This window comes from Amycolatopsis sp. NPDC021455, assembly GCF_040640995.1.
GTDB lineage: Bacteria > Actinomycetota > Actinomycetes > Mycobacteriales > Pseudonocardiaceae > Amycolatopsis.
On sequence record NZ_JBFACT010000007.1, the window covers coordinates 30,744 to 43,731 of the forward strand.

13 protein-coding genes and 1 pseudogene are annotated in these 12,988 nt (G+C 70.4%); 8 read left to right on the forward strand and 6 right to left on the reverse strand.

Annotation, left to right across the window (positions count from 1 at the left end; translation table 11 throughout):
- The first annotated feature begins 4 nt into the window (after positions 1-4).
- Positions 5-202: a ferredoxin gene (locus AB0G28_RS12355; protein ID WP_361086964.1), complete on the forward strand. Its 198-nt coding sequence runs from the start codon at positions 5-7 to the stop codon at positions 200-202.
- The gene (locus AB0G28_RS12360) at positions 199-1,326 is read left to right on the forward strand and encodes an NAD(P)/FAD-dependent oxidoreductase (protein WP_361086967.1); all 1,128 of its coding nucleotides are present in this window, start codon (positions 199-201) and stop codon (positions 1,324-1,326) included. Before AB0G28_RS12355 ends, AB0G28_RS12360 begins: the two co-directional genes overlap by 4 nt.
- A 2-nt stretch (positions 1,327-1,328) precedes the next feature.
- Here the strand turns inward: AB0G28_RS12360 and AB0G28_RS12365 are convergent, their stop codons facing one another.
- Positions 1,329-2,138, reverse strand: coding sequence for a family 16 glycosylhydrolase (locus AB0G28_RS12365; protein WP_361086970.1), 810 nt, complete (start codon positions 2,136-2,138; stop codon positions 1,329-1,331).
- Between the two features lie 15 nt (positions 2,139-2,153).
- Entirely contained in the window at positions 2,154-2,846 is a 693-nt protein-coding gene (locus tag AB0G28_RS12370; protein WP_361086973.1) for a hypothetical protein, read from the reverse strand.
- Positions 2,847-3,124: 278 nt separating this feature from the next.
- On the opposite strand from AB0G28_RS12370, the gene AB0G28_RS12375 reads away from it, so the two are divergent.
- Positions 3,125-3,340, forward strand: coding sequence for a hypothetical protein (locus AB0G28_RS12375; RefSeq protein WP_361086976.1), 216 nt, complete (start codon positions 3,125-3,127; stop codon positions 3,338-3,340).
- Positions 3,341-3,458: 118 nt separating this feature from the next.
- Here AB0G28_RS12375 and AB0G28_RS12380 read toward each other — a convergent pair whose 3' ends face one another.
- Positions 3,459-4,643: an RICIN domain-containing protein gene (locus tag AB0G28_RS12380; RefSeq protein WP_361086979.1), complete on the reverse strand. Its 1,185-nt coding sequence runs from the start codon at positions 4,641-4,643 to the stop codon at positions 3,459-3,461.
- Between the two features lie 570 nt (positions 4,644-5,213).
- On the opposite strand from AB0G28_RS12380, the gene AB0G28_RS12385 reads away from it, so the two are divergent.
- Both AB0G28_RS12385 and AB0G28_RS12390 read left to right on the forward strand, forming a co-directional pair.
- Positions 5,214-6,995 (forward strand): glycoside hydrolase family 6 protein, encoded by a 1,782-nt coding sequence (locus AB0G28_RS12385; RefSeq protein WP_361086982.1) that lies wholly within the window; start codon positions 5,214-5,216, stop codon positions 6,993-6,995.
- 77 nt (positions 6,996-7,072) lie between these two features.
- Positions 7,073-7,231: pseudogene (locus AB0G28_RS12390) on the forward strand (LysR family transcriptional regulator); the annotation flags it as partial.
- A gap of 20 nt (positions 7,232-7,251) precedes the next feature.
- Here AB0G28_RS12390 and AB0G28_RS12395 read toward each other — a convergent pair.
- On the reverse strand, positions 7,252-7,767 hold the full coding sequence (locus AB0G28_RS12395; RefSeq protein ID WP_361086985.1) for a MarR family transcriptional regulator: 516 nt from the start codon (positions 7,765-7,767) through the stop codon (positions 7,252-7,254).
- Positions 7,768-7,865: 98 nt separating this feature from the next.
- On the opposite strand from AB0G28_RS12395, the gene AB0G28_RS12400 reads away from it, so the two are divergent.
- Genes AB0G28_RS12400 through AB0G28_RS12410 form a run of 3 tightly spaced genes read left to right on the forward strand, consistent with a single transcriptional unit; the run spans position 7,866 to position 10,327 of the window.
- Positions 7,866-8,429, forward strand: a complete 564-nt coding sequence (locus AB0G28_RS12400) for an NAD(P)H-dependent oxidoreductase (RefSeq protein WP_361086988.1) — start codon at positions 7,866-7,868, stop codon at positions 8,427-8,429.
- A 7-nt stretch (positions 8,430-8,436) separates the two neighbouring features.
- A complete protein-coding gene (locus AB0G28_RS12405) occupies positions 8,437-9,429 on the forward strand; it encodes an amidohydrolase family protein (protein ID WP_361086991.1) in 993 nt (330 codons plus the stop codon).
- A 34-nt stretch (positions 9,430-9,463) separates the two neighbouring features.
- Positions 9,464-10,327 (forward strand): catechol 1,2-dioxygenase, encoded by an 864-nt coding sequence (locus AB0G28_RS12410; protein ID WP_361086994.1) that lies wholly within the window; start codon positions 9,464-9,466, stop codon positions 10,325-10,327.
- A gap of 216 nt (positions 10,328-10,543) precedes the next feature.
- On the opposite strand, the gene AB0G28_RS12415 is transcribed toward AB0G28_RS12410, so the two are convergent.
- Positions 10,544-10,759: a hypothetical protein gene (locus AB0G28_RS12415; protein WP_361086997.1), complete on the reverse strand. Its 216-nt coding sequence runs from the start codon at positions 10,757-10,759 to the stop codon at positions 10,544-10,546.
- A gap of 225 nt (positions 10,760-10,984) precedes the next feature.
- Positions 10,985-12,904: a BTAD domain-containing putative transcriptional regulator gene (locus AB0G28_RS12420; protein WP_361087000.1), complete on the reverse strand. Its 1,920-nt coding sequence runs from the start codon at positions 12,902-12,904 to the stop codon at positions 10,985-10,987.
- Positions 12,905-12,988 lie beyond the last annotated feature (84 nt).

Here is a 12,988-nt window from a genome sequence, read left to right on the forward strand (position 1 = left end):
CCCGGTGCGGATCTCCGCCGACTACGACCGCTGCGAAGGCCACGGCCTGTGCGCCGAACAAGCTCCCGCGATCTTCGAACTCGACGACGACGCCGAACTCGTCCACCACTTCGAAGGCACCGACATCCCGCCGGAGCAGCTCGCCGCCGCGCGGGCGGCCGTCACGTCGTGCCCGGTCGCCGCGCTGCGGGAGCTCCCGTGACAGGACCGTCCTCGATCGTCGTCGCCGGCGAGTCCATCGCCGGCCTCACCGCGGCGAGGGAGCTCCGGGAACTGGGCCATGCGGGTCCGATCACCATGATCGGCGCGGAGGAGTGCGGCGCCTACGCCCGGCCTCCGCTCTCCAAGGCCGTGCTCAAGGACGACCGTGCCGACAGCACGCTCGGCTACCGGCTCGACGGGCTCGACGTCGACGTCGTCCGCTCGCCCGCGGTGACCGCCGACGTCGACCGGCGGGTGGTCGCCACCGCGAACGGCCGGGAGATCGGCTACGACGCGCTGGTCATCGCCACCGGCGCCCGCGCCCGGCGGATCGCCGCTCCCGGGCAACGCGGCGAGACGGTGCTGCGAACCCTGGACGACGCACGCCGGCTGCGCAGGCGGCTCGACGCCGTTCGTTCGGCGGTCGTCGTCGGCGCCGGCTTCCTCGGGCTGGAAGTCGTCAGCGCCTGCGTGGCCCGGGGCATCCCGGTCACCGTGGTCGATGTCGACCCGCCGCTGCGCCGCGTCCTCGGTTCGTTCGTGTCGGAGGCGATCACCACGCGGGCCGAAGAACACGGCGTCCGCGTCGTCGTCACTCCAGGACCGGCGACGTTGACCGGCGATCCGGTCGACGGCGTGCGGCTGGCCGAGGGCACCGTCATCCCCGCCGACCTGGTCGTCACCTGCTGTGGCGAGGTGCCGAACACGGACTGGCTGGCGGGGACCGGACTGGCCGGTCTCCACGGCGTCGGGATCGACGCGGCCTGCGCCACCGCGGTGCCGGGCGTGTTCGCCGCCGGCGACGTCACGTGGCTGCGCACCGGCGGTGGCTCGCGCACGCCGTTCTGGTCCACCGCCGTCGCGCAGGGCAAGGTGGCCGCCGCGTCGGCATTGATCCTCGATCCGGCAGGGGCGCCGCTCGACGACTACTTCTGGACCGAGATCCTCGGCCTGTCCATCAAGGTCGTGGGCCCGTTGCCGCCCCTCGGCGAGCCGGATCTCGTCGAGGGGAGTGTGCCCGGTGGATCGGCGCTGCTGACCTGGCTCGGCGAAAACGGGCAGCGTACTGTCGTTTCCTACGGCAAGCGCATTCCGGTGCCGAAGCTGCGTGCGCTGGCCGGGTAGGCCTATGCCCGGTTGCGGCCGACGTAGACGTTGCGGGCGCGGTAGTAGGTCGGTGTGGTGGGACCGGGCGAGCCGGAGGAGCCTTCCATCTGCAGGTTGACGATCAGCCACATCGGCTTGCCGGCGAAGTTCGCGCCGCGGTGCTGACCGACCCAGTTGCCGTCGAGGTAGTAGTGGATGTCCACATCGGACGCGTTGACCTTGGTGATCCACGCGCGGTAGCCGTGCCAGGATCCGGGGTCGTTCACGCCGACCACCGTGTTGGACCAGGCCCCACTGGCGTTCTTGTAGGTGTTGAACCAGTTCCGCGCGTCGCCCTTGAACTCGAGGATGTCGCTTTCCGGCGGCCAGCTGGTGGCGCCGGTCAGCCAGAAGGCGGGCCAGGTGCCGCGGGTGGACGGGGCCTGGAACTCGCCTTTGACCTCCCAGCCGGGGAACTGGTCGGTGACGGTGATCTGCTGCTTGGCGTGGATCGCTCCGGAGTGGTAGCGGATGGGCAGGTGCGGGTCGGCGCCGCTGTTGCCCTCGTTCTGGGGGACCGGGGTCGCCTTCAGCACGAGCACGCCGCCCGCTTCGAGGTAGACCTGGCTGTGGTCGGTGGCACTGGCGTACATCCGGGCGCTGCCGTTGTGGTCGGAGCCCCAGGGATAGCGGTAGTTCCAGGCGGCTTCGAGGGTCCCGTAGTTCGAGAAGGTGCCATCGAGCACCGTTTCCCAGGTGGCGGCTTCGGCGTTCGAGGCCAGGCCGCCGAGGGCGGCGCCGGCCAGTCCGGCGGTGCCGGCGGCGAGAAAGGTCCTGCGGTCGAACGGCATGGTTCGGTCCTCCGGTCAGGAAGCGGAGACGGAGTAGCTGTCGGTCCGGAAGTCCATTCCGCCGGCCGAGGAGGTGATCTCGAAGCCGAACTGGACCTCGCCGAGCGTCACGTCGCCGTACCAGCCGCGGGCCTTGATCCAGTTGAGGACGGCCAGCACGTCGACCCAGCCCGAGTCGGTGTTCGAGGTGCGCAGGAAGGAGAAGACCTCGTTCGAGCCGTTGGAGCCGCGGTAGACGTCCCAGGAATGGCCCCCGACGTTCACACTGGTCTGGTAGCTGCCGATCGGGCCGACCGGGCCCTGCTTGTTCATCCACAGCATGATTTCGTAGGCATTGTTGTTCGCCCAGATGTCATAGGCGGTTTCGTAGGCACCGCCGCCGGGCCGGGCCACGGCGAAATTGCTGGTGACCGAGCGCAGTGAGCTGAGCGAGCGGCCGACGTTCTTCGCCGAGTGCGGATAGGACTTCACTCCGCCGGTGTTCGGGTGGTCGGCCCAGACCCCGAAGTTGCTGGAGGAATTGGCCCAGATCGTCTGCGGGCCGGCGCCGCTGCCCCAGACGTCGTTGCGGATGGTGTAGCCGCCGTCGGACCAGGTCCCCCACTTGTCCGTCGAGTACCAGGTGGCCGCTTCGGCGGTGCCCGCCGTCATGGCGACAGCGGCCGCCGCGGTCAGGGAAACCACCAGAGAACGGATCGCTCGACGCATGGGTGCGTCCTTTCCGGGCTTCATTGCCCAGTGGTCGAAACGGTTCGACAAGAGAGTGGCGAACACCGCCGACGGAAAGAAGGGGAATGTCGAGAACTATCGCACTCGCGACCCTGTCGGTCAATGAGGTTCTTGGAAATGACCCTGCGGGGGGATTGTGTCGCGTCGAATGCTTCGAATCCCATGCGAGGGTGGTCGAGGCGGTTCGGGGAACGCTTGTCAGAAGCCAATGTGAGCGCTAACATTGCCGCCACCCGTCAGCGGAGAAGGGTGTTCTCGTGCTGCACACCGCCGTGGAGAAGTTCGCCTACAACGGCGACGGAACCTTCCCGGCGATCACGATGACCACGGCCGGACCGCCGCGGATCGGCACGCTGGACCCGTTCACGCGCCAGGAGGCCGAGACGATCGCCTGGGAGTCCGGCGTGGAGACGCAGTTCGCCGGTGGCGGCGGGTACCTGTTCGACGTCGACTGGTGGCAGTTCGGGGCGTAGGAGCCCCTCGGGCCACCTCCGGCGCCGGCGTGGACATCGGGGTCCGTGCCGGCGCCGGAGGTTTCCACTGTGAGCCGGGGTGGTGGTGCCCCGCACCCACCTGCGGGGCACCACCGGTTCAGCGCAGCGACCAGACCTGGTTGGCCTGCGTGCCGCTGCCGTAGCAGTCCCAGATCTGGATGCGGGTGCCGTTGGACGTGCCCTGGCCGCTCGCGTCCAGGCATTTTCCGGACTGTGGGTTGGTGATGGTGCCGTTCCCGTTGACCTGCCAGTTCTGGGCTCCGGAGCCGTTGCAGCCCCACAGCCGCACTTCGGTTCCGTTCGCCGTCGAGCCGTTGGCGACGTCCAGGCACTTGCCGGTGGCGGGATTGGTGAAGGTACTGCCGGTGCGAGCCCACTTCTGGTTGCCCTGGCCGGTGCAGTCCCACAGCTGAACGGGAGTGCCGTCGTTCGTTCCGTTGCCCTGGAGGTCCAGGCAGCGGCCGCTGCCTTGGCCGACGATCGCCTGGCCGGTGCCACCGCCGTTTCCGCCGCCGTTGTCGCTGCCGGCGGTGACGTCGGCGGAGAACGAGTTCACGGCCAGACCGGCGCCGCCGTTCCAGGGCTCGAATCCGGCTTGGATGCTGGTCAGGTACCAGGAACTGTCGACGCGGGTGCGGGCGTCCACGTCCCTGAGGAAGTCCATGACGTCGAACGACCAGCTCGGGATCGCGGACGGAGCCACGTAGGAGACGACGTCGTTGCCGCCGTTGTTGCCCTGCCAGACCTCCCAGCTGCGGCCGCCGATCGAGGTGGTGCCCACCGGGCTGCCGACGGGCTGCGGTCCGCCCTGGCGGTTGAACCAGATCATCAGCTCCATCTGGTTGACCCCGGTCGTCTTGGCCGTCGGGTCCATCCAGATGTCGTAGGAGGCGTCGAAGGCCGCGCCGCCGACGTAGTTGTAGGAGATCGACGACGGTGCGCCGCCGATCTGGCTCAGCCGGCGGGGAAGGTTCGTCCCGGGGGAGCAGTTGCCGTAGTGGCAGCCGTTGTAGATCGCCGGATAGGACAGCGGGGCTCCGCTGGTGGACGTCGAGCCCTGCTGGGTCTGGATCTGGAACCCACCGGACGTGACGTTGATGCACTGCTCGGCGCTGCTGCCCCAGCGGTTGTTCATGACGACGTACTTGCCGCCGACGGTGGTCGAGCCGTACTGGTCGCAGATCAGCGTGTCCGCGTGCGCGGCCGGCGCGGCGCTGACGGCCGGTGCGGCGAGACCGGCGAGGGCGAGTGTCGCCACGGACAAGGCCTGCTTCAGCTTCATTGCTGTCTCCACCTCGATCAGCGCTCTGGGAGCGCTCTCAGTCCGATGCGGCCCCGATATAACCACGGAAGAGGGAAGAGCGAAAGAGGTTCACCGAAATCACTCTTAATGCGGTTAATATATGATGTCCCATACGCTGACTGAGGATTGTTCGGTTCTGATTTTTCGTCAGTTCCGGCGGCTGGACGACGTCGGCCGGGCGGCTGCCTGAGGTAGCAGGATCCCTGCTATCAGCAATGTTGTCAGGGAAGTGCTCGCCCTGGTGTCGTCGATGCTGCTGAACGGGTGATGTTCGGCCGGTCTTTGCCGAATCGGCCGTCGGTGTCGAACGGTCCGTAGCCGATTTCGTCGAATAACCCTCCGCGAAGGCAATTCGCTTGAGGTGGGACCTTTACATCGCCGCCCGTGCCGTGGTTTCCTTTCGCTCGATCTGGAAGCGCTCCCAGACTCTGGGCACGACGATCCCGACTGGCCGAAGGTGCAGTCCTGGGCGGAGATCGCCACGGCCTTCGCCGTCCACGTCGACCTGTTCGGCTGAGCCGGACCCCGCAAAGAAGAGGAGCAAGCTCGATGAAGAGTCCCTTGCGATCCCCACGCCGGAAGGCGGCGCTCGCCGCGGCGTCCGCGGCGACGGCGGCCGCCGTCACCGGCGGGTTGCTGGTGATCGGCGGCAGTCCCGCCGTGGCCGCGACCGGCTGCAAGGTCGCCTACACGGTCAACCAGTGGGACACCGGGTTCACCGGCGACGTCACCGTGACCAACCTGGGTGACGCGCTGCCGAACGGCTGGTCCCTCGAATGGGACTTCGCCGGCAACCAGCAGATCCAGCAGGGCTGGAACGCCACGATCGGCCAGAGCGGGAAGCACGTCACGGCCAAGAACCCCGACTGGAACGCGGCGCTGGGGTCCGGCGCCACGGCGAACTTCGGGTTCAACGCGGCGTACTCCGGCACGAACGACATCCCGGGGTCGTTCACGCTCAACGGCGTGCACTGCGACGGCACCACCGGCGGCCCGACCACCACCACAACCCCGACGACGACCACGACGCCGACGGATCCGGGTGGCGGTGACGGCCATGTGGACAACCCGTACGCCGGCGCGAAGGGGTACGTGAACCCGGACTGGTCGGCGGAGGTGTCCGCGGCGGCCGCCGCCAAGGGCGGCACGCTCGGCGCCCAGATGGCCAAGGTGGCCAACACCTCCACCGCGGTCTGGCTCGACCGGATCGCCGCGATCGCCGGCACGGCGGACTCACGGGGCCTGCGCGGGCACCTGGACGCGGCGCTGGCCCAGGCGAGCGGCGGCACGCCGGTGACGATCCAGGTCGTGATCTACGACCTGCCCAACCGCGACTGCTCCGCCCTGGCGTCCAACGGTGAGCTGCAGATCGCGCAGAACGGCCTGGCCCGGTACAAGAGCGAGTACATCGACCCGATCGCCTCGATCCTGTCCGACGCCAAGTACAAGCCGCTCCGGATCGTGACGGTCGTCGAGCCGGACTCGCTGCCCAACCTGATCACCAACACCGCGCTGCCCAAGTGCGCGGAGGCGCAGTCGAGCGGGGCGTACGTGCAGGGTGTCCAGTACGCGCTGAACAAGCTGCACGCGATTTCGAACGTCTACAACTACCTGGACATCGCGCACTCGGCGTGGCTGGGCTGGGACAGCAACTTCCAGCCGTTCGTCAACCTGGTCAAGCAGACGCTGCAGGGCACGGCGGCCGGGGTGAACAGTGTCGACGGCTTCATCAGCGCCACGGCGAACTACACCCCGACCACCGAGCCGAACCTGCCGGACCCGACGCTCCAGGTCGGTGGGCAGCCGCTGAAGTCGGCGAAGTTCTACGAGTGGAACCCGTACTTCGACGAGTCTTCCTACGGTACGGCGATGTACAACGCGTTCGTCGCCGCGGGCCTGCCGAGCAGCATCGGCATGCTGATCGACACCTCCCGCAACGGCTGGGGCGGCACGGCCCGGCCGGGCAAGGCGACGGGGTCCACTGTGGACGACTACGTGCACTCGGGCCGGGTGGACCGGCGGCTGCACCGCGGCAACTGGTGCAACCAGAGCGGCGCGGGCCTGGGCGCGCGGCCGACCCCGAGCCCGGCGCCGCACTTCGACGCCTACGTCTGGATCAAGCCGCCGGGTGAGTCCGACGGCGCCAGCAAGCAGATCCCGAACGACGAGGGCAAGGGCTTCGACCCGATGTGCGACCCCACGTTCCACGGGACGCAGCAGGCCAACGGCGGCAACCTGACCGGTGCGCTGCCGGACGCCCCGCTGTCGGGCAAGTGGTTCGAGGCCCAGTTCGAGCAGCTGGTCCAGAACGCCTACCCGCCGGTGCAGTGATGATCTCCCGGGCCGGGCGGCGCTGCCCGGCCCGGGGCCCGGATGCCTTGGGGAAGCTCCCGGTGGATCTGCGGCAGATGGAGCACGCGGTCGCGCTCGCCGAGGAGCTCAGCTTCACCAGAGCCGCCGCGCGGTACCACATCGCGCAGTCCGGTCCCAGTCACCGGATCGGCCGGCTCGAGGGCGAGCTGGGCACCCGGCTGTTCGACCGCACCAGCCGCCGGGTCGAGGCGACCGCGGCCGGCCAGGAGGAAGGTCATCCGTCTTGCGGGCGAACTCGCGGGCAAGCCGGCCCGCTGTCGATGCGGTCGAGCACTTTCCCGGAGATCCGGTGCAGGGTCCGCAGCTCGTGCGGGGTGAGAACGTCGACGAACAGGGTGAGTACCCGCTCCACGTGTGCGGGCGCCGCGCCGGCGAGGTGGGCGTAGCCCGTCTCGGTCAGCACGGCCAGCGTGTAGCGGCCGTTTTCGGGGTCCGGCTCGCGGCAGACGAAGCCGCGGCTTTCCAACCGGCCGATCAGGTGGGACAGGCGGGAGAGCTCCGTGGTGGCCAAGGTGGCGAGCTCGCTCATCCGCAGGCGGCGTCCGGGTTGGTCGGACAGGTGCGCCAGGACGTGGTACTCGAGCAGGCTGAGCTTCGAGTCTTGTTGAAGCTGCGCTTCCAGGGCCGCGGGCAGCCGCTGGAGCAGTTTCATGAACCCGCGCCACGCCGCCAGCTGGTCTTCGCTGAGCCAGCGCGGCTCGTCCACGTCGGAGTCCTTCGGGGCAGGCATGGGGGGAGTGTAATAGCCCGGAGGCCACACTTGAATCTTCAAGTGAACCCAGGTAGCTTCACTTGAAGATTCAAGTCCCGCGGATTCGGAGAAGCATCATGAGCGACCTGAAGATCGCGATCGTCCTCGGCAGCACCCGGCCCGGCCGCAACGGCGAAGCCGTGGCCGACTGGGTCCTGACCAGGGCCAAGGAGCGCACCGGCGCCGACTACGAGCTGATCGACCTGCTCGACCACCCCCTGCCCCCTCTCGACGAGCCGATTCCCGCCAGCGCCGGCAAGTACACCGGCGAGCACACCAAAGCCTGGGCCGCCACCATCGCCGAGTTCGACGGCTTCGTCTTCGTCACCCCCGAGTACAACCACTCCACCTCCGCGGTGCTGAAGAACGCCATCGACTACCTCTACGGCGAGTGGAACAACAAGGCCGCCGCCTTCGTCTCCTACGGTTCACTCGGCGGCGCCCGGGCGATCGAGCACCTGCGCGCCATCTGCAGCGAGCTGCAGATCGCCCACGTCCGCCAGCAGCTGTCCTTCTCGCTGGTCGACGACTTCCGGAACTTCACCACCTTCACCCCCGCGGCCACGCACGACCAGGCGGCCACGATCCTGTTCGACCAGCTCGAATCCTGGGCCGGTGCCCTCAAGACCGTCCGGGGCTGACCTCGCGATGCGACTGTACGGGCTGGAAGAGCACTTCCTCACCGCCGAGGTGGCCGAGGCCTGGAAGCGGCACGATCCGCGGCTGGCCGAGCCGATGATGAAATGGGCTTTCGCCGGGGATACCGCGCCCGCGCTGCTGGACGTGGGTGCCGGCCGGATCGCTGCCATGGACGACGCCGGGATCGACACGGCGGTGCTGTCCCTGACGACACCGGGCCTGCAGAATCTTCCCGCCGCGGAGGCGGCCGCCCTGCAGGTGGCCGTCAACGACGGCATCGCGGAGGCGGTCCGCCGCCGTCCCGGACGCCTGCAGGCGTTCGCGACGCTGGCCACCCCGGCGCCGGCGGCCGCGGCCGGGGAACTGCGGCGCGCGGTCACCGAACTGGGGTTCAACGGAACGCTGGTGAACGCGCGCTCCGGCGGCCGTGCCCTGGACGCGGCCGAATTCTGGGACATCTACGAAGCCGCCGAGGACCTGCGGGCTCCGGTCTACCTGCACCCTCGCGCGCCGGTGCCCGGCGTCGTCGACGCCTACTACCGCGGGTTCGGCGAGCCGGTGGAGGGCATGCTGGCCACCGGCGCGTTCGGCTGGCACTACGACGCCGGCCTGACCGTCCTGCGGATGATCGTCGCCGGTGTCTTCGACCGGTTTCCCGGCTTGCAGGTGATCCTGGGGCATTGGGGCGAAGTCGTGTTGTTCTACCTCGACCGCGTCGCCGCCATGGACGCGCTCGCCGGCCTGCGGCGCCCGATCGCGGAGTACTTCCGGACCAACGTGTTCATCACCCCGGGCGGTATCGCCAGCCACAAGTACCTGCGGTGGAGCCTGGAGACGGTGGGGGCGGAGCGGATCATGTACGCCTCCGATCACCCGTTCAACCGGGAGCGCGCCGGGTCCGCGCGAGCCTTTGTGGACACCGCACCCATCAGCGGTGCCGACCGTGAGCTCATCGCGTACCGGAACTGGGAGAAGCTCGTCTCCGGCATCCGGCGCGAGTGAGCGCACCATCCCCGGCACGGAAAGGAACCCGCACGTGAACGAGCCCCACCGGCGGCTGCAGGTCGTGTTCGCCGACCTGCGCCGCGCTGTCGACGACGTCATCCTCAAGCACCAGGTCACGCTCGACGAACTGCTCGGCGCCATCGACTGGCTGCAGCAGGTCGCCGACGCCGGTGAGCTGCCGGCGGCGAGCATCTTCTTCTATAAGACAGTCCTGAAAGCAACCGCGGGCGCGACCTACGCCCACCCGGAAAAGGACGGCGCGAGTCACTGGGAAATGGAAGGCCCCGCCCACCGCCCCGGGGCGCCGGTCCTGCACAGCCCCGCCGTGCTGCCCATGCGGCCCGGCGAGCCGGGCGAACCGCTCATCGTGTCCGGGACGGTGCGCACGACCACGGGCGACCCGCTGCCCGGCGCGGCTCTCGAAATCTGGCAGATCGACGCCGACAACGTCTATTCAGGAATGGATACCAGCGATTTCGCGCCGCTGAACATCCCCAACGACTCCACCGGCATTCCCGCGGACAACCTCCGGGCCAGGATCATCGCCGACAGCGACGGCCATTACGAGTTCCGCACGGTCATGCCCGGAGTCGAGACCTTCGGTCTCGCCACGCAGAGCCCGCTCGCGACGTTGACGCAAGCCCTGCAGCTCGACGGCCTCCGTCCCCGGCACATTCACTCGATCGTCAGCGCCGAGGGGTGCCTGCCGCTGACCACCCAGATCTACTTCGACGGCGACCCGCTCGTGGAGAGCACCATCGAGGGCGCCGTTCCCGCCGAGGCGGTGAAGACGACCACCCGCCACGAAGACCCCCACACCCGCGGCCTGCACCAGCCGTACCGCACGCTCACCTACGACTTCGTCCTGCGTCCCGAACACAAGCTCGTCCCATGATCATTCGCGAGGGGCTCGAAGCCGAGGGCGTGCACGCCCCGGATCGAGAGACTCTCGGCGAAAGCCTGTCGTGGTTGCGGTTACCGGGCAACGCACGGCCGGCCGCGGCACGCCCGAACGGATGGGCCGGCCGCTCGACGAGCGCGGGCAGACGACCGGCGAGCTCGTCGTCTGCCCGGCGCACCGGCCGGCCTGTGAAGGCGGCGGGCCGGACTCCTACCTGCCGCGCAGGCCCGGCGAGACGAGCCCGGTGACGGCCATGACGATCACCGCGAGCCCGGCCACGACGGCGATGGCGGGCAGGGCCGCGACCTTGCCCGCGTGCGCCATCTGCCAGATCGGCCCGAAGGCGACCAGGACGCCGATCAGAAGGTAAAGCGCACTGGCGCCCTTCGTGCGCGGAACGACGTGCCACTGTCGCTGAGCGGACATGCGAACCTCCTCGGTGGGGACGGTGGAAGATCATTACCCGGCGCACCCGCGGGTGAAACCGGCGAGTGAACCCGCGGCGTGGCCGGCGTCCCGCCCGGCCGGAAGGCGAGGCCGGTACCGCGGTTCTCGATCTCACGGGCCGCTCGCCCCGCACCACGCCGGCCCGTCGATGCCTCGTCCTCATGGGGCGCCGGCCAGGCCACCGGCTGGAGCCGGTCGCGAGGCTCACCTCGTCCCGGCGCACGCGGCCGCTTCGGCCAGGTACCGCGCCACCGGTCCCAAGGTCAGCATCCCGCTCGCCGCGCCGGCGTCTTCACCCGCGGCGTCCCGCAAGCTTTCCGCGGCGACGGCCGCGATCCCGCGCTCGCCGAGACGGACCGCGGCGTGGGCGGTCAGGCACCACATCGCCTCCTGCAGGTGGTCGCGCGGGGGTTCGGGCGCGGCCGCGAGGGCGGCGCGGGCCGCTTCCCGTTCCCCTTGCGCGAGCAACACGTGGGGCCGGGTCCACGGGTGATACGGCCCCCAGTCGAGGTGTGGGTCGGTGGGGGCGGCCCGGTCGTGCAGCAGGCGCAACCCCAGCACCGCCAACGGGAACAGGCCGCGGTGCAGTCCCGGCATCCCCGCCGTCCGGAGAGCGTCCTCGGCTGCGCGGTACTGCGCGGCGGCCGTGGCGGGGGCCGGGCCGCCGGGTTCCGTGCCGCGGGCGGTCGTCGCCCGGGCCCGGAACCACGCGGTGAGGACCGCGACCAACGGCGACTCGGCGGTGGCGGCCAGCTGGTCGGCCGCGGTGGCGTGCGCGGCCGCGGTGTCGAGGTCGCCGGCAGCCGAGGCGGACTGCAGGCGGACGAGCCGGCCGAGGACGGCGAAGGCCGGCAGTTCGTGCCGCGTCGCCACGTCGAGGATCTCGGCGCCGATCCGGTCCCGGGCGGCCGCCAGCCCGGGGCGGGTGAAGGACTGCAGGAACACCCCGTTGAGCGCGAACGCCAGCAGCGCGGGATCGCCGAGGTCACGGGCCAGTGCTTCGGCCTCCGCGGCGGCCTGCTGAGCGCGTTCCCGGTCGGCGGCGGTGAGGTCGCCGCTGCGGCTCTCGACGGCGACCGTCGCCAGGAGGCGCGCTCTCAGGTCGGGCGGGCTGCCGGGGCCGAGCGCGCCGAGCGTGCGTTCCGCAGCCGCCACGACGGCGCGTGCCTGCTCGCGGTCGTCCGCCCGGCTCCAGATCGCGGGCACGTCGTAGGCACCGATGATCCGGGCGGTCAGGAGGAGGTCGCCGGTGCGTTCGGCCGCCTGGATCGCGGTGAGGCGGACGCGTCGCGAATGGACCAGGGCGTCGCCTCCCGCGAGCGCGAGGGTGCGCGCCAGATCCACGGTGGTGCGCGGGCCGAACCGGGTACCGGAAGCCGGCCACGCGGTCCCGGCCCCGTTCAATAGTTCGGTCTCCAGCCGCCGGAGGTCGGCGCCCGGGTCGAGCCCGAGCTGGTCGGCGAGCATCGCGCGAGCGCGGCGGAGGGTCGCCAGCGCGTCGGCCTGGCGTCCGGCGCGATGCAAGGCGCGGGCCAGCAGCCCCCACGCCGGCTCGCGCCACGGGTGTTCCCCGACGTGGGCGCCGAGCTCGGCCACGAGGTCACCGCCCTCGCCCGCGTCGAGCAGAACCCGGGCGCGCAGCTCCACGGCCGTCAGCCTCAGCTCCTCCAGCCGGGTTCGCTCGCGCTGGGCCCACGCGGAGTCCGGCACATCGGCGTAAGCGGTTCCCCGCCAGGCCGCGAGTGCCGCGCTCAGGTCGGTCACGGCGCCGGGAGCCCGCCGGGTCCGGTCCAGGGCGTCCTCGAACCGGTGGACATCCACGTCCTCGCGCGGCAGGCGCAGGGCGTAGCCGGGTCCCTCGGTGACGATCACCCGAGGCGGGGTGCGCGGCGGCCGGCCGGGCTCGAGCGCGCGACGCAGGGCCGCGACGAACGTGCGCAGCGCCCCCACCGCGCGCGCGGGCGGGTCGGCCCACAGGTCGCCGACGAGCGTGTCGGTGGTGACCATCCGCCCGTCGGCCGCCACGAGCCGGGCGAGCACTTCGCGATGGCGAGGGCCGCCCAGGTCCACCGGGCTCCCGTCGTCGCGCAGCGCCCGCACGGCGCCCAGCACGTCGATCCGCATGCCCCCATCATCGCCGGTCGGGCACCGGGCACGCCTCTCGTGCTGATCGGTTGCTGATCGACGCCGTCCAGCCTGAGCGGGTCG

Excerpts from the sequence above, each read along its gene's own strand:
- AB0G28_RS12365 (WP_361086970.1), bottom strand. The coding sequence starts at position 2,138 with ATGCCGTTCGACCGCAGGACCTTTCTCGCCGCCGGCACCGCCGGACTG.
- AB0G28_RS12370 (WP_361086973.1), bottom strand. The coding sequence starts at position 2,846 with ATGCGTCGAGCGATCCGTTCTCTGGTGGTTTCCCTGACCGCGGCGGCC.
- AB0G28_RS12380 (WP_361086979.1), bottom strand. The coding sequence starts at position 4,643 with ATGAAGCTGAAGCAGGCCTTGTCCGTGGCGACACTCGCCCTCGCCGGT.
- AB0G28_RS12385 (WP_361086982.1), top strand. The coding sequence starts at position 5,214 with ATGAAGAGTCCCTTGCGATCCCCACGCCGGAAGGCGGCGCTCGCCGCG.
- AB0G28_RS12395 (WP_361086985.1), bottom strand. The coding sequence starts at position 7,767 with ATGCCTGCCCCGAAGGACTCCGACGTGGACGAGCCGCGCTGGCTCAGC.
- AB0G28_RS12400 (WP_361086988.1), top strand. The coding sequence starts at position 7,866 with ATGAGCGACCTGAAGATCGCGATCGTCCTCGGCAGCACCCGGCCCGGC.
- AB0G28_RS12405 (WP_361086991.1), top strand. The coding sequence starts at position 8,437 with ATGCGACTGTACGGGCTGGAAGAGCACTTCCTCACCGCCGAGGTGGCC.
- AB0G28_RS12415 (WP_361086997.1), bottom strand. The coding sequence starts at position 10,759 with ATGTCCGCTCAGCGACAGTGGCACGTCGTTCCGCGCACGAAGGGCGCC.
- AB0G28_RS12420 (WP_361087000.1), bottom strand. The coding sequence starts at position 12,904 with ATGCGGATCGACGTGCTGGGCGCCGTGCGGGCGCTGCGCGACGACGGG.